Source organism: Pseudomonas wenzhouensis, assembly GCF_021029445.1.
GTDB classification, from domain to species: domain Bacteria; phylum Pseudomonadota; class Gammaproteobacteria; order Pseudomonadales; family Pseudomonadaceae; genus Aquipseudomonas; species Aquipseudomonas wenzhouensis.
On record NZ_CP072610.1, the window covers coordinates 2,765,543 to 2,788,682 of the forward strand.

Sequence of the window (23,140 nt, forward strand, 5' to 3'; positions counted from 1 at the left end):
GCGGCCTTTGTCTCTGCTTCAGCCGGAAATCGCCATGCGTCGCCTGCTCGTGTCACTGCTTTGCCTGCTCGCTCTGTCCAGTCTGCCCACTGTCGCGGCCGAACGGGTCGGCCTGGTGCTGTCCGGCGGTGCCGCCCGAGGTCTGGCGCACATCGGCGTGCTCAAGGCCCTTGAGGAGCAAGGCATTCGCATCGATGCCATTGCCGGCACCAGCATGGGCGCCATCGTCGGCGGGCTCTATGCTGCCGGTTATTCGGTGGCTGAGCTTGAACGCCTGGCGCTGGAACTGGACTGGCAGCAGGCATTGTCGGATTCACCGCCGCGCGAGGACATCCCCTTCCGGCGCAAGCAGGACGACCGCGACTTTCTGATCAAGCAGAAACTCAGCTTCCGTGACGATGGCAGCCTGGGCCTGCCGCTGGGTGTGATCCAGGGGCAGAACCTGGCGCTGCTGCTGGAGAGCCTGCTGGTGCATCGCAGCGCCACCCGCGACTTCGATCAGTTGCCGATCCCATACCGCGCCGTAGCCACCGATGTGGTCAGCGGTGAGCAGGTGATCATGGCCAGCGGACACCTGCCACAGGTGATGCGCGCCAGCATGTCGATCCCGGCAGTGTTCGCACCGGTGGAAGTCGACGGCCGCCTGCTGGTCGATGGCGGCATGGTCAACAACGTGCCGATCGACGTGGCGCGACAGATGGGCGTCGATCACGTCATCGTCGTCGACCTGGGCATGCCACTGAAACCGGCCAAGGATCTGCTCACCGTGGTCGACGTGATGAACCAGTCGATCAACCTGATGATGCGCAAGAACTCCGAAGCGCAGTTGCAGACATTGACCGCCAACGACGTGCTGATCCAACCGCCGCTGGCCGGCTTTGGCGTCGCCGACTTCAACCGTGGCGCGCAGATGATGGAAGCCGGTTATCGCGCCACGCAGATCCGAGCGCAACAACTGGCCCGCCTGCGTGCCAGCAGCCCCGGTAATCCGGCGCTGGCCATGGCCCGCACTCGCGAACAACGCACACCAGTGATTCGCGAGATCAAAGTGGAAAACGACTCGAAAGTCGGCGACGCCGTGATCCGCCGGCACATTCGCCAGCCACTGGGCCAAGCCCTGGATATGGAGCGCTTGCAAAAGGACATGGGCACGCTGTATGGCCTGGACTACTTCGAGCGCGTGCAATACCGCATCGAACCACTGGATGAGCGCGGCAGCGCCCTGGTGATCGACGCACGCGGCAAGCGTACCGGCACCGACTACCTGCGCCTGGGGCTGAACCTGTCGGATGACATGCGAGGCGACAGCGCCTTCAATATCGGCGCCAGCTACCGTATCAACGGCATCAACGAGCTCGGTGCCGAGTGGCTGACACGCCTGCAACTGGGCGACCGCCAGGAACTCTACAGTGAGTTCTATCAACCACTGGACGCCGGCTCGCGCTACTTCGTCGCGCCCTACCTGTTCGGCGAGGCGCAGAACGTCGAAGCCATTCTGGACAACGACCCCATCGCCGAATACCGCCTGGAGCGCTACGGCTATGGCCTCAATCTGGGCCGGCAGATTGCCAACAACGGCGAGATTCGCTTCGGCGTCGCGCAGGCCTGGGGCGAAGCGAACGTACGCGTCGGCGAACGCGAGCTGCCCAGCTTCAGCTTCAGCGAAGGCTACTACGAGCTGCTGTACTCCTTTGATACGTTGGATAACCTCGACTTCCCACACAGCGGCGAGGACATCGGCCTGATGCTGCGCCAGTACGATCGCGGCCTGGGCTCGGACGACGAATACCGGCAATGGCAACTGAAGCTGGACAAGGCCTTCAGCCACGGTGCCAACACCTGGCTGTTCGGTGGGCGTTACGGGCGCACCCTGGACGAAGCGGAGGTGGTCACCTCAGGCTTCATTCTCGGCGGCGCCCAGGAGCTGTCCGGTTTTCGCCAGGACTCGGTGAGCGGCCAGAACATGGCACTGGCACGGATGATCTACTATCGGCGCCTGACGCAGAATTCGCTGCTACCGCTGAACTTCCCGCTGTACCTGGGCCTGTCGCTGGAGCGTGGGCGCGCCTGGAACAACGACAATGCCTTCGACAGCGGCTATATCAACGCAGCGAGCATCTTCCTCGGCCTGGACACCCCGTTAGGCCCGCTGAATTTCAGCTATGGCTTCAACGACGAGCGGGAAAAAGCGCTGTATCTGAACCTGGGCAAGAGCTTCTGAAGCGACGAGGCCGCGCAGTTGCGCGGCCTCGTCAGATACAGCAGCCCGGGACTGTCAGGCGATTTCCGCCAATAACTGGCGAGCCGCCTTCTTCTGCTCGTCGTCGCCATGGTCGATGACGTCATTGAGGATGTCGCAGGCAGTGGCGATATCCCCCTGCCTGATATATGCCAGTGCCTGATTGAGCCGGGTCATGTGCTCGGGGTCGGTCGCCAGTTGATCGATATCGCCCTGCAGCGCCGCAGTGGCATCGGCATCGCCGGCGAAGGCATCGAGGAAATTGTCGTCCAGCGCTTTGACCTCATCACTGAGGACCATTTCCATCTCGCCGAAGGCGCTCAACTGCTCGTCTTCATGATGCAACTCGAACACCTCCGGCAACTCCTGCAGGTTGCTGGCGAAGGATGCATCGAACTCCGGTTCGACAGCCGGCTTGGCTTTGCCTTTGGCGGTAGCCGGGAACGGGCTGACCAGCTCCCAGTCGGCATCCAGCGACAGGTCGTCGAGGTTGAGCTGGAAATCCTGCTCGGTCAGCGGCTCTGCAACAGGCGGCGACATAACAGGCTCTTTCGGTGCCGGCTGGGACATGGGCAGGTCGGGATGGCGCGCCTTGAGTGCATCGATACGTGCAGCGTCGAAGGCCTCGCCCCGCAGTAACGCCTCCTCACGGGCAAAGCCTGCGCCATCACCGAGCATCGCCATGACTTCCAGCAGACGAAAGCGCAGATCACTGCGCTGCGGTGCCTGAGCCAGTGCCTTGTTCAGTTCGCCACGAGCCTCGCTGAGACGCCCATAGGCGATATAGACATTGGCCGCCTCAAGCGCATCGACTGGCGCCTGGGCCCGGGCAGGCACCGGTGTCGGCACAGCCTTCAGCACCGGCTCGGCAGGCACCGAAGCGGTAATCTGCTGCTGGGGTTGTGGCTGAGACGCCTGCGCCTTCGCTTGCACCTGAACCACGGGCTTGCCTGTGTCGACACGCCGCCGCACAGCCCAGAACAGTGCACCGAGCAGCAATAAAAGACCCGTGCCACCTGCCAGGAGCGTCGCCCACCAGCCACGCCCGGCAATGGGCTCCTGTAAACTGACCGGCGTTGCCACGACAGGCGCAGTAACGGGCTCGGCTGGTGTACGCGCAGCCAGCTCAGCCAACTGGGCATCCTTCTGCGCGAGTTGTTCCTGCAATTGCTGCAGTTGCAGTTGCAACTGCGCCAGGCCTTGTTGCAGCTGCAGGTTTTCTGCAGCCTGGTTGGCCAGCTCGGCATCCACCTGACGCTGCTTCTCAGCCAGTAGCTCCAGGCTTTCGGCTTGTGGCGGTGCCGACGCCACAGCAGCCGGTGGCGCGCTGAGCAATCCCTCGGCACTGCTTTGTGCAACGATGGGCGCGGCGTCGGCTGCCGTTGGTGCGGCAGTCGGCTGGGGCGCGCCTGCACGCGCGGCGTCCGGCAACAGCAAGTCGGCACCAGCCTGCAAACGGCTCGCATCGCCACCGGCAAAGGCATTGGGATTAAGAGCCAGAATGCCCTCCATCAATGCCTGCTGAGACAGCGTACTGCCCTGCTGACGCAAACGCGCAGCGATGGACCAGAGGCTGTCGCCGCGCACGACTTGGTGACGATGCCCGGCAGTGGCACTCGGTGGAGGCACCGCTCTGAACTGTGCCACTGGAGCCTGAGCACGCGGGGCCTCTTGCGAGACTACTGCAGCACTGGGCGCTGCCACCGAGGTGTAGGCCGATGAGCCTGGCGGGTCGAGCAGCACGGTGTATTCGCGCAGCATCTGACCGTTGGGGCGCGCCACCTCGACGATGAAATTCAGGTAAGGCTCGCGCACCGGACGGCTGGAAACCACACGAATGACACTGCGCGAACCACGCAACAACGGCGTAAAGCGCAGGTCATTGAGAAAGTACAAACGCTCGACGCCCGAACGGCTGAACACATCGGCAGGCGCCAGACCGACGCGCAGATCCTGCGCGCCCAGGTCACCCACCTCGAGCAATTCGATCTCGGCCTCGAACGGCTGGTTCAACGCCGAGTGCAGGGTGATGTCCCCCAACCCGAGCGCCGGCGCCATACCCGAATAGAGCGCAGAGCCCGACGCCAAACCCAACATTAACTGACGCACCCGAGCCATGTGACCTCCAGGGTTATCCGGCTCGAACGCCACCTCCACGACTCCTGTCTAAGCTTCCATTGGTCGGGAGGCTGGCGCCCTTGAAAGTTCCGAGAACGGCTGACAAGCCTCTTGTCGAGGCCGTCTCGGATTACATTATGGCTACTGATTCACAAAGTAGCGGCCTGGGCGTCAGTTTGCCGATGAAAGCACGGTGCTATCAAGCGCCATTAGTCAAAAGCTGGACACAAAAATGATTTCGATCAGAAAGTGATCGAAATTTTGACACCAACAGCCGGTCACTTCATCAAATTACCCAGTACACGGGCGTGAACCTGCTGGCAGCGACGCAGATCATCCTCATCAATACCGGCAAAGACCTCATGGCGCAGCTGGGTGGAGATCGCCTCGATCTTTTCAATCAGCGGCTGCGCCTTGGGCTGCAGCGCGATCTTCTTGGCGCGACGGTCTTCAGGCACTGCCACACGCGTCACTAGTTCCTGGCTCTCCAGGCTGTCGAGCAGTCGTGCCAGAGTAGGCCCCTCTACGCCGACGCTCTGCGCCAGTTCACGCTGGGTGGGCATTTCGGTGAAGCGCGCCAGGTGCAAGAGCACCAGCCAGCGCGCCTGGGACAGCCCCAGGCCGACCAGACGTCTATCGAGTTCGGAACGCCAGGCGCGCGACAACTGGGCAACCTGCATGGCAAAGCGGTGTTGATCGGGGTAAGACATGGGCTAACGGACTCATACAAAGGTCAAAAACTAATTATTAGCCAGCTAGCCATAACCCGTTGCTCAGGGCAAGTCCAGATTGTTGCGTGACCGTTGCAGGATGCGACCGATTTGCACTGAATACATTTTCCGGGCTCAGACAGAGACCTGATTACGTCCAGACGCCTTGGCCTGATACAACGCACGATCAGCCTGCTCGTACAACTGGCTGAGCTGCGGCTGACTGTCCGGACTCAACCAGGCAACCCCGACCGACATGGTCAGCACCTTGCCACTGGCGGACTCGCGATGACTGATACCCGCCTGCTCCAATGCCTGCCGCAGGGCTTCAGCGCGCCGTACCGCTTCATCGGCAGCGATGTCGAAGAGCAACAGGGCGAATTCCTCGCCACCGAGACGCACCCCCATATCCAGCGGCCGTCTGGCCGCCTGCTGGATAAGCGCGCCGACATGTTGCAAGGCGACGTCTCCAGCCTGATGACCATAGCTGTCGTTATAGGCCTTGAAATGATCGATATCGCATAGCAGCAGCGCCAGTGACTTGCTTTCTCGTTGTGCCTGACGCCACAGGCGTTCGAACTGTCGATTGAAACTGCGTCGGTTGTGCAGACCCGTCAGGCTGTCGTGATAGGCCAACAGACGCATCAGCCGGCTGACCAGAAAATACTCGCGCGACTTGTGCTCGAGCAGGTAGCAGCCGACGCCACCGATGAGGTTGCCGAAGGTCAGCAACAGCACATTGTTGAGCAGCTTGGGCACCGGCAAGCCAGCTGCCAGCTCCGCCAGCACATAGGCCAGCAATACCACCAGGGAACAGACAACGGCCTCACTCAACCGCAGCCCCACGAGAAAGTAAGCGGCCATGCTCACCAGCATCAGCCCTTCATAGGGGTAGTCGGGGTCGGCACGATGAGCCACACCGACGATCATCGCAGCCCCGACACCCAACACGAGGATGCAGGTCATGCTCAGCGGCAGCCAGAGATGACGATAGCGGCGCTGCACAATGAAAAAGGCACACACCAGCAAAACAGCCAGCGCCAGAACACGAATGGCAATGACCCAACTGACGTGCGAGGCCGGCACGACGGCCATATCGAATACCGTCAGTGCCAGCCAGATCAAGGCCGCCACGCTCAGTGCAATACGTTTGAGCTCGAAGCTCTCCTCGAGGATAGAGGCGCGGTACTCACGCTCCAGCGCCTGAGAAAAGCGCAATCGGCGAAAGCCCTGGCTGAGCTGATCGGCATAAGGGCTGGGACGAACTTCGTCGAGCCAGGCTTGATCCTTGGGCACCCTTACCTCGCCAACAGGCTATATGCCTCTCACCTTAGCCGTACCGCGGCAATGCCGCCACAGGTGCAGCAGCGTTTTCTCTGCCCAGGGGCTTCAGAGTTCGAACTCGGCCTGCAGGGCTGCGCGTACGCAATAGAGCACTGCTTCGTCGATACGGCCGGCAAACAGTGGCGCAATGTCACTGACCGGTGGCAACTCGCCCTCTCCGTCGAGGAAGGCCTCCTGAATCTCGCCCAACAGGTCTTCCGGCAGATCCAGCGCCTGCTCAAGGCTCAACTGCTGTGCGGCGATCGCCTCGGCCAGCAGGCTGTAGACGTTCTTCTCGCTGCAGTTGAGCTGGCCGGCGATTTGCGTCGGCGTCATGCCGGCGCGGGCCAGGCTGACCAGTTCATGACGCAGGTCAGCGACTGGCGCCGGCACGGCTTCCTCAACCGCGCCATTGAGCACCTGCAGAAAAGCCTGGCCATAGCGTTCCAGCTTGCGTGCACCGACACCACTGACTTCGGCCATCTCGCGCAGCGAGCCTGGCTGGCTGCGCAACATTTCCAGCAACGTGGCATCGGGGAAGATCACGTACGGCGGTACGCTGTGCTCTTCGGCCAGCTTACGGCGCAGGCTGCGCAGCGCCTCCCACATCTCTCTTTCATGGCCGCGCACCAGTTGGCTGGCAGCGCTACTGGAGGCCTTGGCCGCCTGTGCCGGCTTGAGCTCACGGCGCAGTTGCAGGCTGACCTCGCCACGCAGCAGCGGCCGGCAGCTCTCACTCAGGCGCAAACCGCCGAAGCCGTCCAGATCGACATCGGCCAGGCCACGGGCGACTAGCTGACGGAACAGGGTGCGCCACTCGACCTCGGAAAAACCCTTGCCCGCGCCGAACACCGCCAGGTGCTGATGGCCAGCAGCGCGAATTTTCTCGTTGTCGCGGCCCAGCAGAATGTCCACCAGATGACCGACACCATAGCGCTGGCCGCTGCGATAGACCGCCGACAACGCCTGGCGCGCCGGCTCGGTAGCATCCCAGGTCTCGACGCCATCGATGCAGTTGTCGCAGTGCCCACAGGGGTTGGGCAATTCTTCATCGAAGTAGGCCAGCAGCGCCTGACGGCGGCAGCGGGTTTCCTCGCACAGGGCGAGCATGGCATCGAGCTTGTGCTGCTCGATGCGCTTGTGACGCTCGTCGCCGTCGGAATTGTTGAGCATCTGTTTGAGGAAGATCACATCCTGCAGGCCGTAAGCCATCCAGGCATCGGCCGGCAAACCGTCGCGGCCGGCGCGACCAGTTTCCTGGTAATAGGCCTCCAGCGACTTGGGCAGATCGAGGTGGCAAACGAAGCGCACGTTGGGCTTGTCGATACCCATGCCGAAGGCGATGGTGGCCACCATGATCAGGCCTTCCTCGTTGAGGAAACGCTTCTGGTGATAGGCGCGCAGCTCGTTGGGCAAACCGGCGTGGTAAGGCAAAGCCGGAAAACCCTGGCTGCTGAGAAAGTCGGCGACCTCCTCGACCTTCTTGCGCGACAGGCAATAGACGATACCGGCATCGCCCTTGCGCGGAGCGAGAAAGTTCAGCAGTTGCTTACGCGGCTGATCCTTGGGCTGGATACGATAGAAGATGTTTGGCCGGTCGAAGCTCGACAGAAAGCGCTCGGCGTTGTCCAAGTGCAGGCGCTGGACGATTTCTTCGCGGGTGCGCTTGTCTGCCGTGGCAGTCAGGGCGATACGCGGCACATGGGGAAAAAGCTCAGCCAGCTGGCCGAGCTGCAGGTACTCCGGACGGAAATCATGGCCCCACTGCGACACGCAGTGCGCTTCATCGATGGCGAACAGAGCGATATCCAGGCCTTGCAGAAAGCTCAGCATGCGCGGCTGCACCAGGCGCTCGGGCGCCAGATAGAGCATCTTGATCTGCCCACGGCGGATGCGATCGGCAATCTCGCGCTGCTCGTCAGGGCTCAGGGTGGAGTTCAACGCCACGGCTGCCACGCCCAGCTCGTCGAGAGTGGCCACCTGATCGTCCATCAGGGCGATCAGCGGCGACACCACCACCGCCAGGCCTTCGCGCATCAGTGCCGGCACCTGGAAGCACAGCGACTTGCCGCCGCCGGTCGGCATCAGCACCAGGGCATCGCCGCCGCCGGCCACGCGCTCGATGATCGCGGCCTGATTGCCGCGAAAGGCGTCGTAGCCGAAAACGTCTTTGAGAATGCGCATGGCGTGGTCGAGCATGAAGGCCTCCAAATCTGGCCGCGCATTATGCCGCAGGATGGCAGGCAACAGGGCGCCAACCCGTCCGAAGCAGCCGAATCGCCATCAGCAGAGCGCCCGCGCTGGTCGCAGAGGCGGCGGTGAACTAGAATCTCACCTCGTTTATCCCCTAAGCCTCAAGGTAACCCCCACGATGTCCTTCGCTGAGCAACTGTCCCGCCTGCAAGCCTTTCTCGATGCCGATGAGTTGCATGAGGAAGCGTTGGACTACGTGGCCGCCCATGGCTACCTGACCGCCCTGGCGATCTGCCCCGATCAGGTGCCGGAGCGTGAATGGATCGACGCGCTGTTCGCCGAACCGCCGCACTACCGCAGCGATGCCGAACGCGAAGAGATCGAAGGTACGCTGATCCACCTCAAAGCGCACATCGCGCGCCAGTTGGCCGGTGAAGAAGAGCCGGAACTGCCCTGCGATCTGGATCTGGGTGACGAGCCGGACGACTCCGACCTGCGCGGCTGGTGCATCGGCTTCATGGAAGGTGTGTTCCTGCGCGAGGCCGTGTGGTTCGAGGATGCCGAAGACGAAGTCAGCGAACTGCTGCTGCCGATCATGGTTGGTTCCGGCCTGTTCGACGAGCAGCAGGAGTTCGCCGAGATCGCCCGCGACCACGACCTGGTGGACAGCATGATCGAGCAGATTCCCGAACTGCTGACCGCCCTCTTCCTGCTGTGCCAGGCGCCGGAAGAAAAGCCCGCGCTGCTCAAACCTCGCCACTGAGTGCCCGCGCCGGGGCATGGCCCCGGCTGCCGCCAAGACCCGCACATGCCGCGTGATATCCAGCCCAGCCGCCATCGCAGCGTCCGCTACCTGCTGCTGACCATCGGCTGGCTGAGCGTGGCCCTCGGGGTCATCGGCATCTTCCTGCCGGTACTGCCAACCACGCCATTCCTGCTGCTGGCGGCGGCCTGCTTCGTGCGCAGCTCACGGCGGTTCTACCTCTGGCTGGTCACCCACCGGCACCTGGGGCCGTGGATTCGCGACTACCTCGAAGGCCAGGGCATACCGCTCAAGGGCAAGGTCTACGCCCTGCTGCTGATGTGGGCCAGCATCAGCTTTTCCTGCTATCTGGTGCCGATGCCCTGGGCACGCGCTTTCATGCTTACCAGCGCGGTGCTGGTGAGCATCTACATCCTGCGCCAGAAGACGCTGCAACGACCCTGAGGGTATTCGGGCGACGCAGACTGGTCACCCCCTCGACAACCTTTTGACAGCCTCGCCCGCCCTGACGGATCGACCGGCAAAAAGCCGGCACCTCACCTAGACTCACCGAATCAGGCCTACAGGCACGACCTCATGCGACGGCGACGGATTCAGCGATGGTGGTGGCAGCTGTCGATCTTCTGGATCGGCGGCATGTCGCTGGCTGGCATGACGCTGGCCAACTGGGACTTTGCCCAGATTCTGAAGAACGCCGAAAGTCGCTATGGCAATCTCGCCCAGGCGCAGGCACGCATCCTCGATTGGGAAGCGCTGATCAAGAGCAGCGCGGCGTTGCCAGAGCCCGACAAGCTCAACGAGGTCAATCGTTTTTTCAACCGCAAGGTGCGCTTCGTCGACGACATTCAACTCTGGCGGGAAAACGATTACTGGGCCACCCCCGTGGAAATGCTGGTCAAGGGCGCTGGCGATTGCGAGGACTACTCCATCGCCAAGTACTTCACCCTGCGACGCCTCGGCATCCCCAGCGAAAAACTGCGCATCACCTACGTCAAGGCGCTGAATTACAACCAGGCGCACATGGTAGTGACCTATTACGCCAGCCCCAGCGCCGAGCCGCTGGTGCTGGACAACCTGATCAACGACATCCGCCCTGCCTCACAGCGCAAGGATCTGTTGCCGGTCTACGCCTTCAACGCCGAAGGCCTCTACCTGCCGGGTTCCAACACCCGCAAGAGCGACTCGAAGAAGCTCTCGCGCTGGCAGGACATTCTGAAAAAAATGCATGCCGAGGGCTTCGCCGTGGGCGAAGGCTAGGAGGAAGAATATGTCCCTGCTGAAACAACTGTTCCTCGCCATCTGTCTGTTCCTCGTCGTGGCCTTTACCGGCAGTTTCATCGCCAGTGTCGAAACCTCACGCGAGCAACTACTCAGCCAGTTGCGCTCCCACGCGCAGGACGCGGCCACGGCGCTGGGCCTGTCGATGACGCCGCACGTGGACGACCCGGCGATGCTCGAGCTGATGGTCAGCTCGATCTTCGACAGCGGCTACTTCGCCAGCATCCGCGTGGTGAGCATTGCCGACGACAAGGTACTGGTCGAACGCAGCACCGAAGTGCGCGCGGAGAACGTTCCGCAGTGGTTCGTCGAGCTGGTGAATTTGCAGCCCGAAGGTGGCGACGCCCTGATCATGCGTGGCTGGGAACAGGCCGCAAGGGTCGAAGTCCTGAGCCACCCGCAGTTTGCCCTGGCCAAGTTATGGGACAGCGCCATCGGCAGCCTGCTCTGGTTACTGCTGTGCGGTCTGGTCAGTGCCGTACTCGGTGGCTGGCTGCTGCGCACCCAACTGCGCCCGCTGGATAACATGGTGCAGCAGGCGCAGGCCATCACCCGCCGAGAGTTTCTCACCCTGCCCCACGTACCACGCACACCGGAACTCAAACGCGTGGTGCTGGCCATGAACCAGATGGTCGACAAGCTCAAGACCCTGTTCGCCGAAGAGGCTGCACGCAGCGAGAAACTGCGCGAGGAGGCCTATCAGGACAGCCTCACCGGGCTGGCCAACCGCAGGCAATTCGATATTCGCCTGAGCAATCAGTTGCTGGTCAACGAACAGAACGCCGAAGGCTACCTGCTGCTGTTGCGCGTCAACGACCTGGGCGGTCTCAACCAGCGCCTGGGCGGGCAACGCACAGACGCACTGATCAGTGCGCTCGGCGAGCGGCTCAAGGGCCTGCTACAAGCGCCTGAGCACAGCGAATGGCTGGCCTCGCGCAGCCGAGGTGGCGAATTTACTTTGCTCGCGCCAGGCCTGGGGCGTGATGATGCCGATCGTCTTGCCGAAGAACTCAGCGACTACCTGCATACCCTGCGCCAGACGGGTGCCAGCGACTGCGACCCGGTCGCTCACCTGGGCATCGGCGCCTTTCGCCCTGGTGAGGAACCGGCCAGTGTGATCGCCCGTGCCGACCAGGCACTGGCGCAGGCTCAAAGCAATGCACAGAGATGCTGGGAGCGCCTCGATGACTTCACCGCGCAGAGCAATCAGGGGTTGCATGACTGGCGCGGCTGGATCGACGAAGCGCTGAGTCAGGGCAAGTTGCAGCTGTACTTCCAGCCGGTGATCGAATGCGCGTCAGGCAAACCCTTGCAGCAAAAGGTGCTGGCACGCCTGCTTGATCCGCAGGGTGAGGCCGTTACCGCCGGGCGCTTCCTGCCCTGGATCGAACGCCTCGGCTGGAGCGCGCGCTTCGACCTGGCGATGCTCGAACACAGCCTGGCGCACCTGGAGCAACACCCGGCGCCACTGGCACTAAGCCTTTCAGCCGCGACCCTGCGCAACGACAAGGACAAGGCACGTCTGCTCGAAGTGCTGAGCCATCGAAAAGACCTCGCCCATCTCCTGACCCTGGAAATCGACGAACGTCACCTGCCACCGCCTGCCGAGCTGGAAGCACTGAGCCAGGCCATTCGTGAGCTGGGCTTCACCATCGGCCTACAGCATTTCGGAGGGCGCTTCAGCCTGATCGGCAATCTCACCCACCTAGGCCTGGCCTACCTGAAGATCGATGGCACCTATATCCGCGCCATCGACAGGGAAAGCGATAAACGTCTGTTCATCGAAGCCATCTACCGCGCCACCAACAGCATCGACCTGCCGTTGATTGCCGAGATGGTGGAGAGCGAAGGAGAGCTGGCAGCCCTGACAGAGCTTGGCGTACATGGTGCCATGGGACGGCTGGTCGGAGCGCCAGCCCCCTGGAGCAAGGCGTGAATCACATCATCGTCAGGGTCTGCAGATCACGACCTGCAAGCCACTGCCTTGGCAGACCGCTGAAGAGACACGGGCGAAGAGTGGGTAATTCAGACGGTAGCGAAGCAAGAAACCAAAGCGGATAGTTTCGACAGCCGGTCAAACCAGGTCGTGTTCGTCGTCGCCCAGCAAACCGCTCAATCCTTCGATTTCGGCACGCGCGATCGCACGCTGATCGAGCTTCTGCCGTGCCGCTTCAGGCAAGTCGGTGTAGCGAATGACACCACGCTCGACCAGCACACTGACCACGTCTTCGAGCACACGAACCAGCTCGAGATCAGACTGTTTCAGGCTATCCAGACGCGCCTTGACCTCTTCCTTGGCGGCTAGCCAGTTATGCAGCTCCTCGCTCTCGACGGCCAGATTTTCAGTCATTCCCTCGAAGGGTTCATGCTCCACGCGCAACAAACGCCCAGCTGCATCGCGCTGTACGTAAACCATCTGTGCCTCCAGCAAACGCCATAAAAAAGCCCACTACCCGGAGCGGGTAGCGGGCTTACTCTAGTTCAGTGCTCCAACTAAGGAAACTCTGAAGAGCATATCCCCTTGCCAGGAAGGCCACCAGCACACTGGCAGCCTGCCTGGCACCTCAGGCGACCAGTTGCTGGTTATCCAGCATGCCCTGGATGATTTCCGCTGCATTACCGCCCGACAGCACGGTATTTTCCAGGGTGATGGTCTGATCAACCGGCGCGCCACCTCCAGCGCTGGCGATGTTGATCACCGTACTACCCGGATCACTGACGAAGTCGAAGCTCAGATACTGAGTCAGCACATCGGCCGTGGCGGGTTCTTCGATCCCCTGCAATAGCTGCGACAGGTCCAGCTTGTCGTCGCCATTGCCGAAGTCCTTGATGATGTCGTGATAGTTTCCGCCACGATCATCAGCAGTCCAGACGAAGGTGTCATTGCCGCCACCGCCGATGAGGATGTCGTTGCCCTTGCCGGCGATCAGGGTGTCGTTGCCATCACCGCCCTCCAGACGGTCATTGCCACCCAGCCCATAGAGCGTATCGTTGCCGCCTAATCCCAGCAGCACATCACTGCCTTCGCTGCCCAGCAAGGTGTCGTTGAGCGCCTCATGGCCCATTATCACGTTGGGCTGAACCGCCACGCCGGAGCCGATACCAACCACCAGGCGCGCCGTGCTGACGTCACCATCGGGCTGGGTCAGTTGATAGGTGAAGACATCTTCCTTGCCCAGGTTGGCGTAGTCGGGATCCGGCGTGTAGGTGTAGGCACCATCACCCTGTATCAGCAAGCTACCCCACTGCCCTGTGAGAGTCTTCGAGGTGCCGACTGCGACAAAGTTGCCGTTGTCCAGAACGCTGAGTACGGCCCCTTCGCTGCCCTTGCTGTCCACCGCGCCCCAAGGGTGGTCGCTATTGAGGTAGTTATTGGGGTCGGTCAGCACGTTACCTGCAACTGCCGTGGCCGTGTCGACCAGCATCGCGGCGGCCACGGTGATCAGGGTGATGTTGTCCACCCTTACACGGTAGCTGCTGCTGTTGTTGGTACGATCATTGACCTCGAAGTAGAGACGATAAGTACCCTCGCCCACGCTATTGCTGGTGACAGTAGTCGAGTTACTGGATGCATGGGTGCCACTCTGCACCAGCTCCCAAGCGCTGCCATTCTGCTTGTATAACGTCCAGGTGAACTGATCGCCCGTGCCGCTGCTGCTGAAGTTTCTGATGCTACCCAGATCGAAAGAAACCCTGGCAGTGCTGTCGCTGGCAACGTCGAAGGTCGGCGTTGCCGCCTTGGTGCTGACACCGGCGCTACGGTCGCTGTCGATAAGCTGAAGCGCACCACTCTGCACACTGACGCCATTGGTAGAACTGAGCGCGGTGGCGCCCCACTTGCTGCCCGACACGTCCAGAACATTGGCCTGCGTAATCACCGTGGTTTCATTGCCACTTACGTTGCCGTTGTTAAAGGTATCGAATATCCAGGGGTTGTAGTTGGGTCCTGAGGAGGCAGGATTGCTGGTGCTGGAGAAGTCCGCCAGTACCTTGGGCACCGGGTTCGGCGTCACCCATGTCTGCCCTACGACAGCCTGGTTGTAGTTATCGTAGGCATGCACCTCGCTGCTGTCGGTGATGGTCAACTTGAGTTCGGCGGTCGCAGCATCGCCGTCCCGGTCGACCAGCGTATAGCGAATGGTGTCCGTCCGGTTTTCGGCCACATCTCCGTTGAAACTGTAGGTGTAGGCTCCGGTGAGCAGGTTGACGCTGAACGCGCCGCCACCTGCGGTGGTGAAGGTCAGCGTGTGCGTCGCTTCATCGTAGGCCGCGGAGGCACGGGTATAGGTCACACCATTGTGCGTGATCGACGCGATTGGCAGCACGCCCGGGCCGTCTGCACCGAAACCATTGCTGCCTTCGTCGATCAGGTTGCCGGTAATAACCGTCCCCGTCACCGTACCCTGCAGGGTGTCGTTGAGCTGATTGAGGTTGGAGACCAGGATGCCATCGGTATTGACGCCAGCCTTGCCGTCATAAGCGATCGGGTTGAGCAACGTCTGGTCGAGGTCGCTGCCAAGCCCCATGCCCAGTGCGTAGGACTTGATGCCCCTGGCCGTCAGGAAAGCGATCCAGTCCGCCTCTTCGCCGGCACCGATACCATCACCCAGTTCCGGGTTGTACTGGCTGCCGCTGTTATTGCTGCCCGGGTTGGCGTTGGACAACGTCGGCTGCCCGTCGGAGAGGAAGTAGGAGACGCTCTGCACGCCGGTACCGGTGAGCTTCCCGGTCGAGTCGTAGGCGCTCATCGCCTTGATCAACGCATCGTCATAGTTGGTCGAGCCGTTTCCGGCGTTATTGGCCAGCGCGGTCAACCAGGCCTTGGCGTCGTTGGCCGTCATCCAGACATTACCCACGGCGCTGGCCGTATTGGCAAAGGTCACGATGCGCACCATCACATCGCCAAGGTTATCGTAGCTGTCGATCAGACGTTGCACAGCATCCTTGGCCAGCGCCAGCTTGGTAGTGAACCCACTGACGCCCGAGGGCGCGTCGTCCATGCTGCCAGACAGGTCCAGTACCACCATGAGATTGGTATGAATACCCAGCGGCTCACTGGCAGATTTGGCGATATCGTTCGGCTGGGCCGGCGAGTCGTCGTCTACTGAAATGATCAGTGCTCCGCTTGCCGTGGAACCATTGCCATCGACCATCTGGTAACCGAACTGGAAGTCCAGGTTGTTTTCCACGCTGCCCGAAGCGGGCGCAGGATGATCCAGCGGTGCATGCAACTGGAACTGGAACGCCCCCGTCGCGGTGTTGGTCAGGGTCACGGTGAACACAGGCTGCTGACTGCCCACAGTCTGCGCCGTCAGCACCAGGCCATTGTCGCTGACCTGATACTCCACAGACTGGCCGCCCGAGGTGACGGCCGGTAAACCATCGGTTTGCCAGGCGAAACTGCCAAAGCCATCGTCGCCATAGTCATAGCCCAGGCTGCCGGTGACGATGGTCGCAACCCCGTCATCATCCGCCACGCCGCCCACGATGCCGTTTGGCAGGCCCTCTTCGTCGACACGGTCGAAGACGAAACCACCGGATGGTTGATCGTTGACGAAGCAGATATCCAGCTGGGTGCTGACCACATCGTTGTCGCCATCGACGACGTCAATGTGGAACGACAGATCCAGACTCGGTGGCAGGAACTGCTGCTCCAGGGCGATGTTCTGGATGCGGTAGTCGCCGTCGTTGGAAGCAAAGGTCAGCTTGACGAAGCCCTCGGCCAGCGAGGCGGCCGAACCGAAGGTGAAGGTCGAACCGGCCAGGTCGAAGGTGAACGCCGAGTTCTCCGAGCCCTGGCCATTCTGCGTACCGGAGGCCACCAGTTGGTCGTTTTCGTCGAAGGCCTGCCAGGACAGCTGATCGCCGGACGACAGTTTCTGCACGCTGACCTCGGCCGAATAGACCGTGGCGCTGAAGGCCATGTGCAGTTGCTCGGCGCCATTGATCAGGTTGTTGCCACCGACGCCGACGCCCTGGTTCGATGGGTTGACCAGACCGCTGCCCGTCAGGGTGACCGACAGCCCTTCGCCACTATCGACGAGGAACGAAGCCTCAGGCTGACCGGCATCGATCGACTGCAGATCGAAGTCGGCAATGGTCACCGGGCGCGCATTGAAGATGGTCAGCTCGTAGTTGTTGCCATTGCCCAGCGCATCTGGATCGTCGTAGACGGTCAGGGTGAAGAACGTCTCGCCATCGGCATCGCCGACCGTGGCCGTCAGTGTGGTGACACCGTTCTCCTTGACCACGCTGTAGAACAGGCCGTCAGCGGTCGGCCCGGCGTTGGCCGACAGGTCGAAGCCACCGCCGTCGCTGCCATAGTCGGCCTGAATCACGCCCTGAGTGGTGAAGCCAGTCTGCTCCTGAAGCTCGGCACAATCGGGCTGGATGACGCGGGGGCCATCGTCCTCGAAGAGAATCTGCCCACCGATGTCCACCCTGGAAATCGTCACGTCGCCATCGCCATCGGTCACCGTCAGCACCGCTTCGAGCTTGCCGCTCAAATTGACGGACTCGTCCTGGCTGTCCGGTGAGGTCGGGTGCTGCAGCGCCTGATACTGCGCCACGGTCACCACACCTGCTGCATCCATGCTGACGGCGATGACCACGGTACCGGTCGCACCACCAATGCGTCCGTTGATGCTGCCATCGCTCTCCTGATACAGCGTGATCGCCTGCCCGCTGGTGGTCATCAGCCCGGAGTTGGGGTCAGTGATGCTCAGGCTCAAGGCAACGCTGGAGCCGGCTTCGTCGGTACCCACATCCGCGCTCTGCACGTCGACCAGATCACCCTGCATCAGCCCGATCGGCGTACCGTACCCAGCCGGGAAGGTATTGGACGAGACATCGTCGTCCAGCGCGGCATTGCTGTCCGTCGGATCGGTGCCCAGCGACTCGTCGAGGATCAGTTTCACCTGAGCGTTCAAGGCGATCTGCGCCGATGGGCCGTCGTCCTCGAAGCCGACCACCTTGCCCAGATCCAGGCTGGCGCTCTGCACGTCGCCATCCTTGTCAAAGACGGTCACGCCGAGTGTCAGCACGCCCTCCTTGATCGACGCCAGCTCGTCGTGGCTATCGGTATCGCCATGCTTGATAGCCTGGTATTGCTCCAGCGTTACGCTACCATCAATGGCATTGACGCTGATCTTGAACACCGTGACGCCGTTGGCCTTGCCGAGAATGTTGCCGTCAGCGTCTTTGAACAACAGGATGTCGCCACCAGCCGTGGCGTCGAGGCCCGAATCCACGCCATTGGCGCTGAGGCTCAGGCTGAAGCGGGTGCGGCTGGCATCCAGGCCATCTGCGCCACCGTCGGCGCTCAGGCTGAACAAGTCCTTGCCCTGGATGCGCGCGTAACCCAGCACGCTGCCATGCCCGAGTTCGTCATTTGGCGCGGCATATCCCGGCTCGTTCTGGCTGGAGCCGCCCGCGCCAACCGACTCGTCAACATAGAGCTTGGCCTCCTCGGCAATGGAGAACGCGGTGATTTTCGGCCCGTCGTCCTGGAAGGAGAAATACGACGATTTACCGCCGGCCAGCTCCACACTCTCGCTGCGGGTGACGGCATCACCGTCACCATCGACGAGGATCATCTGATACTGCAGTTTCAGCGAACCGTCCTTGATCAGCAGGTCGACCGCTTCATCGAAGCGCTGGCCGTTGTCCGGGTGACGAATGGCCTCGAACAGAGTGGTCTGCAATTGCGCCTGACCGTCGACCGTGATGATGGCAATGGTGAAGACCGTATCGCCGCTGCTGTCGAGCCCTCTGAGCAGTTGGCTATCGGAGGCATCGACGATCAGACGGATGGCACCGCCGTCAGTAGCTGACAACGTGGTGGCCAGCCCCTCAGGTGGGATGCCGGTAAAGCTCAGGCTGCTACTGAGCGATGCCTGACCATCGGCCCCGGCCGCGGAGCTGACGCTGAACAACGCGCTGAGACCGCCAGAAACCTGAGTCGTGGTACGCGCCAGCGCGCCGCCGGCATCGTCATTGATATAGCCCTGGCTGGTGTCGTCGTTGGCGGCGTAGCGATCCTGCTCGCCACGGGTTTCGTCCAGCACCACTTCCAACTGAGCCAGAGCCTGGGTATTGATCCCGAGGCTCAGGGTCGGTACGTCGTCCTCAATATTGATCACGAACAGGCCGCCCACACCTTCATGAATATTCAGCGGATCGCCGTCACCATCGGTGATGGCCAGCAAGTGGGTGAAGTCGATGCCGATCTTGCCATCGCTCGACCACAGTTCACTGTCGTTGCCGTCCGCCTGCGGATGATCGATCGGCCCCTGCAGAGTGAAACTGAAGCTGCCATTGGCATTGATCACCAGGGTGAACACCGGATAGCCGCCGACCTCTGCGGCAGCGGTCGCGGTGAGCGTGGTGCTGAGCAGATGGCCCTGGTCGTCGAGGCTTTCACTGACCGTATAGACCAGTGGCCTTTCCGCCGAGGCCAGGCCCTGCCCATCGAGAGCGGCCGTAGCGGCCTCGCTGCTGACCAGGCCAAAGCTGCCACGCCCATCGGCGCCAAAGGCCACCAGCGAGGCCAGGCTACCCGCGCCGGTAGCGGTGCTGACTACCAGGGTCTGGCTGGACTCGGGATTACCGATATGCGGGCTGTCGAGCTTGTCTTCATGAACGGTGCCACCGATGGCGGGCGGTGTGCTATTCGCCCAGGTGGCCTGGATATTGACGTCGTTGTAGTCGTTGTCGCTGCCGCTGTTGTTGACGTCTTCCCAGTTCTGATTGCCAGGGGCGGCGTTGTCCTGAACATGGGGTTTGTTATCCGGATTCAGTGCCGGATTGTCGAACACCACACTGGCACCGCCTTCGCCTACCAGCGGAGAACCATTGGCAAAGACCTGCCACTGACCATCGACCAGCTCGAAGCTCACCTCGGTGCCATTGCTGACGCCATTGGCACCACCGTTAGGGATGATGAAGAAGCCAATGCTGTCGGGGGCCAGGCCTTCCAGCGTCACGCTGCTGCCAATGCTCAGTTGCGTCGTGTCAGACCACACCACCACACCGCTGACCGGGACACCGTCCGGCCCCTTGATGTAGTAGCCGTAGCTATTGGCATAGGACGCATCGCCCCCCTGGTAAGTCAGGGTCAGGCTGTACTCCGGCTCGCTGGTCACCAGTTCTGGAACATCGTCCTCGATGTTGATGACGAACAGCCCACTGCTGCCCTCAGGCAGTTTTAGCGGATCGCCATCGCCATCGGTAGCGGTGAACAGTTGGGTGAAGTCGATTCCGGTAGCCCCTACGTTGCTCCACAGTTCGCCATCATCGCCATTGGCCTGCGGATGGTCGATCGGCCCCTGCAGGGTGAAACTGAAACTGCCATCGGCATTCACCTGCAAGGTGAAGACCGGGTAATTACCCAGGATGTCGGCGGATACTGCCGTCAGCGTAGTGCTTACCAGCTTGCCGTCGATAACGGTTTGCACCACGTCATAGACCAGGTTCTCACCGCCTGATTTCAGGCTCTGAGCATCGAGCAGCGCGGTAGCCGTATCGCCGTCCACCAGGCCGAAAACACCGGGGCCATCGGCGCCGAAGGACACCAGCGAACTCAGCGTGCCTGCGCCCGTCGCGGTACTCACCACCAAGGTCTGCGCGCCACCCTCGGCATTGCCGGTGTAAGGCGAGGACAGCAGATCCTCATGCACCGTCCCGCCCGGCAGCGCCTGCTGCGGATCGAGGTTTTTCAGGACTGGCACATCATCCTCAATGTCGATGACGAAGCTGCCCTCGGCGAAGCCGCCGAAGATCGGGTCACCGTCGCCATCGGTGGCCACCAGCACACCGGAGAAGTCCAGCGCCCGCTCGCTGCCGCCGAGGATTTCGGAGTCAACGCCATCCTGCTGCGGATGATCGACCGGGCCTTGCAGGGTGAAGTCGTAACTGCCGTCTGGCCGCACTATCAGGGTGAAGACTGGATCGCCGCCCCCACCTGCAGTAGCCGTCAAAGTGGTTCCATCGATGGAAACACTGTACACCAGTGCCACGCCACCGGAAGTCAGGTTCAGCCCCTGCAGGCCGGACAGCGCGCCAGGCTCCTGGCTCAATTGGAAGCCGCCGCGACCGTCCGCACCGAACGCCACCAGCGCATCCAGGGTGCCGGCCGCACCGATGGCCGTCAGCGTCTGTCCGCTGCCTTCGGTATTGCCGCCAGTCAGCGCATCTTCCTGCACCTGGCCGGTGACCACTGGACGCTCCTCGCCGCCGATCTGTACCGGCACATCGTCCTCGATATCGATGACGAAGCTGCCCTCGGCGAAGCCGCCGAAGATCGGGTCACCGTCACCATCTGTGGCCACCAGCACGGTGGAGAAATCCAGCACCCGCTCGCTGCCGCCCAGGGTTTCCGAGTCCACGCCATTCTGCTGCGGATGATCGACCGGGCCTTGCAGGGTGAAGTCGTAACTGCCGTCTGGCCGCACTATCAGGGTGAAGACTGGATCGCCGCCCCCACCTGCAGTAGCCGTCAAAGTGGTTCCATCGATGGAAACACTGTACACCAGTGCCACGCCACCGGAAATCAGGTTCAGCCCCTGCAGGCCGGACAGCGCGCCAGGCTCCTGGCTCAATTGGAAGCCGCCGCGACCGTCCGCACCGAACGCCACCAGCGCATCCAGGGTGCCGGCCGCACCGCTGGCCGTCAGCGTCTGTCCGCTGCCTTCGGTATTGCCGCCAGTCAGCGCATCTTCCTGCACCTGGCCGGTGACCACTGGACGCTCCTCGCCGCCGATCTGTACCGGCACATCGTCCTCGATATCGATGACGAAGCTACCGCTGACGAAACCGCCAGGCACGGCATCGCCATCGAAATCCGTGGCGATCAGCAGCTTCGAGAAGTCCAGCGACAGCTCGCTACTGCCCAGGGTTTCCGAGTCGACACCGTCCTGCTGCGTATGATCGATAGGCCCAAGCAGGGTGAAGGTGTAGCTGCCGTCCGCGCCGACCACCAGGGTGAATACTGGCGCACCTTGCGCACCGGCTGTGGCAGTCAGGGTGGTGCCATCTTCGGACACCGAATAGACCAGCGCCTGGCCAGCTGATGACAAACCCAGCGCCTGCAGGTCGCTCAGCGCTTCGGCACGGGTGTCGAGCTGGAAGCTGCCAGGGCCGTCGGCGCCGAAGTCGACAAGGTTATTGAGCGTGCCCGGCTCACCGATGGCCTGTGTGGTTTGCGCCGGCAGGTTATCCGGTTCCGCATTGCCAGTGCCCAGCGCATCCTCATGCACCTGAGCACGAATCCACGGCCGCTCCTGCTCACCGCCCGACTGTATAGGGCTGTCGTCGTCGATCAGGATGCTCAGGCTACCGGTCGCGGGGGTGCCGTTGCCATCGGTGATGGTGTAGCCGAACTGATAAAGGATGTCGTTCTCGTCACTGCCACCCAATTCCGGAGCTGCATGATCGAGCGGGGCGAAAAGCTGGAACTGATAGGCCCCCGTGGCCAGGTTGGTGACCTGGGCCACGAACACCACGGACTCCCCCGCCGTCGCGGTCAACGTCAAACCATCGGGGCTAACCTGATAGACCAGCGGTGCGCCACCGGAGCTGACGCCCAGCGCGGCCAGGCCGGCGGTCGACCAGGCGAAGGTGCCGGGGCCATCCGGCCCAAAACTGTAGCCAAGGACGCCATTGACACTCGTGACCTCGCCGTCCAGGTCGTTGACGCCACCGACGATGCCGTCAGGCAGGCCATCCTCGTCCACCGCATTGGAGGCTGCGCCTCCCGTGGGCACGCCATCCACAGCAGGCGTGGCATCGGCAGTGGCGACGGGCTCACCCTCCGGAAACTCAGGCCCACCGGGTAGGCCCTCCGTGGGAAAACCAATGACCGGATCCAGTGCCCCGCCGACCTCACCGAGCAACACGAAAGAATGGCCACCACCGGCACCACCTGCAGCACCGCCTGCACCCGGCCCAGCCGCAGTGGCCTCACCTTCCAGAGTCGGGTCAACACCCGCCTCGATGGCAGCCTGCAGGCGCTCGACATCGGTCAGATCGGCATCGCTGGGAGCTGCGGGAGGCGCTTCAGCGGCCGGTGCTTGCGGCTCACCACGATCGGCAAACATCTGCGCATCGAGGGTGATGTTGCTGTCGCGCCCCAGGGTCAGTTGCTGGCCATTGGTCAGGGTCACCGCAACCGCACCGGCAACCCCGGTCAGCAGTTGTTCGCCTGCATAGACCCGATCACCTTCGCTGATTGGCCGGCGCGATCCGTCGCTCGCTACCGCGAACACTTCGCCGACCACCTGACTGACGACACCAATGAGAGTAGCCATGATTCCATCCTCACTACAGCTGCCGACCACCGCCGACACGCATCTACCGAAAGGGCCAGAAGAACTCTTCACGGTCGAGGAAAGAACCCTGTACAGCTGATCGAAGTGGAACGACGCAAAATCAAAAAAACACTTACGACAAAAAAATGTCACCACCACATGCGTCGAACGACTCCACCAGATGCATCCTCGCCTTTTCGTGCCTGAAAGC

Annotated in this window: 11 protein-coding genes; 5 read left to right on the forward strand and 6 right to left on the reverse strand. The window is 62.0% G+C overall.

What is annotated here, in order from left to right; all coding sequences use genetic code 11:
* The first annotated feature begins 34 nt into the window (after positions 1 to 34).
* Entirely contained in the window at positions 35 to 2,221 is a 2,187-nt protein-coding gene (locus tag J7655_RS12695; protein ID WP_230924761.1) for a patatin-like phospholipase family protein, read from the forward strand.
* Between the two features lie 54 nt (positions 2,222 to 2,275).
* On the opposite strand, the gene J7655_RS12700 is transcribed toward J7655_RS12695, so the two are convergent.
* The 4 genes from J7655_RS12700 to recQ form a co-directional block, all read right to left on the reverse strand.
* A complete protein-coding gene (locus J7655_RS12700; RefSeq protein WP_230924762.1) occupies positions 2,276 to 4,357 on the reverse strand; it encodes a FimV/HubP family polar landmark protein in 2,082 nt (693 codons plus the stop codon).
* Positions 4,358 to 4,635: 278 nt separating this feature from the next.
* Complete coding sequence (locus tag J7655_RS12705; protein WP_230924763.1) at positions 4,636 to 5,067, reverse strand: MarR family transcriptional regulator; 432 nt, start codon at positions 5,065 to 5,067, stop codon at positions 4,636 to 4,638.
* A gap of 135 nt (positions 5,068 to 5,202) precedes the next feature.
* Positions 5,203 to 6,363 carry a GGDEF domain-containing protein gene (locus J7655_RS12710; RefSeq protein ID WP_230924764.1) on the reverse strand — a complete coding sequence of 387 codons (1,161 nt, stop codon included), beginning with the start codon at positions 6,361 to 6,363 and terminating at the stop codon, positions 5,203 to 5,205.
* A 93-nt stretch (positions 6,364 to 6,456) separates the two neighbouring features.
* Positions 6,457 to 8,589 carry a DNA helicase RecQ gene (gene recQ / locus J7655_RS12715; protein WP_230924765.1) on the reverse strand — a complete coding sequence of 711 codons (2,133 nt, stop codon included), beginning with the start codon at positions 8,587 to 8,589 and terminating at the stop codon, positions 6,457 to 6,459.
* Positions 8,590 to 8,761: 172 nt separating this feature from the next.
* On the opposite strand from recQ, the gene J7655_RS12720 reads away from it, so the two are divergent.
* From J7655_RS12720 to lapD, 4 genes are all read left to right on the forward strand, one after another.
* Positions 8,762 to 9,346, forward strand: coding sequence for a UPF0149 family protein (locus J7655_RS12720; RefSeq protein WP_230924766.1), 585 nt, complete (start codon positions 8,762 to 8,764; stop codon positions 9,344 to 9,346).
* Between the two features lie 45 nt (positions 9,347 to 9,391).
* Entirely contained in the window at positions 9,392 to 9,790 is a 399-nt protein-coding gene (locus tag J7655_RS12725) for a YbaN family protein (protein ID WP_230924767.1), read from the forward strand.
* Between the two features lie 132 nt (positions 9,791 to 9,922).
* On the forward strand, positions 9,923 to 10,603 hold the full coding sequence (gene lapG / locus J7655_RS12730; RefSeq protein ID WP_230924768.1) for a cysteine protease LapG: 681 nt from the start codon (positions 9,923 to 9,925) through the stop codon (positions 10,601 to 10,603).
* 10 nt (positions 10,604 to 10,613) lie between these two features.
* Complete coding sequence (gene lapD / locus J7655_RS12735; RefSeq protein WP_230924769.1) at positions 10,614 to 12,560, forward strand: cyclic di-GMP receptor LapD; 1,947 nt, start codon at positions 10,614 to 10,616, stop codon at positions 12,558 to 12,560.
* 138 nt (positions 12,561 to 12,698) lie between these two features.
* On the opposite strand, the gene J7655_RS12740 is transcribed toward lapD, so the two are convergent.
* Positions 12,699 to 13,040 carry a tryptophan synthase subunit beta gene (locus J7655_RS12740; protein ID WP_230924770.1) on the reverse strand — a complete coding sequence of 114 codons (342 nt, stop codon included), beginning with the start codon at positions 13,038 to 13,040 and terminating at the stop codon, positions 12,699 to 12,701.
* Positions 13,041 to 13,188: 148 nt separating this feature from the next.
* Positions 13,189 to 22,929 carry a retention module-containing protein gene (locus tag J7655_RS12745; RefSeq protein ID WP_230924771.1) on the reverse strand — a complete coding sequence of 3,247 codons (9,741 nt, stop codon included), beginning with the start codon at positions 22,927 to 22,929 and terminating at the stop codon, positions 13,189 to 13,191.
* Between the last annotated feature and the right edge of the window lie 211 nt (positions 22,930 to 23,140).

Bases quoted from the DNA above. Each gene is read 5' to 3' on its own strand.
- J7655_RS12700 (WP_230924762.1), bottom strand. From the start codon at position 4,357: ATGGCTCGGGTGCGTCAGTTAATGTTGGGTTTGGCGTCGGGCTCTGCG.
- J7655_RS12725 (WP_230924767.1), top strand. From the start codon at position 9,392: ATGCCGCGTGATATCCAGCCCAGCCGCCATCGCAGCGTCCGCTACCTG.
- J7655_RS12740 (WP_230924770.1), bottom strand. From the start codon at position 13,040: ATGGTTTACGTACAGCGCGATGCAGCTGGGCGTTTGTTGCGCGTGGAG.
- J7655_RS12695 (WP_230924761.1), top strand. From the start codon at position 35: ATGCGTCGCCTGCTCGTGTCACTGCTTTGCCTGCTCGCTCTGTCCAGT.
- lapG (WP_230924768.1), top strand. From the start codon at position 9,923: ATGCGACGGCGACGGATTCAGCGATGGTGGTGGCAGCTGTCGATCTTC.
- J7655_RS12745 (WP_230924771.1), bottom strand. From the start codon at position 22,929: ATGGCTACTCTCATTGGTGTCGTCAGTCAGGTGGTCGGCGAAGTGTTC.
- J7655_RS12720 (WP_230924766.1), top strand. From the start codon at position 8,762: ATGTCCTTCGCTGAGCAACTGTCCCGCCTGCAAGCCTTTCTCGATGCC.
- recQ (WP_230924765.1), bottom strand. From the start codon at position 8,589: ATGCTCGACCACGCCATGCGCATTCTCAAAGACGTTTTCGGCTACGAC.
- lapD (WP_230924769.1), top strand. From the start codon at position 10,614: ATGTCCCTGCTGAAACAACTGTTCCTCGCCATCTGTCTGTTCCTCGTC.
- J7655_RS12705 (WP_230924763.1), bottom strand. From the start codon at position 5,067: ATGTCTTACCCCGATCAACACCGCTTTGCCATGCAGGTTGCCCAGTTG.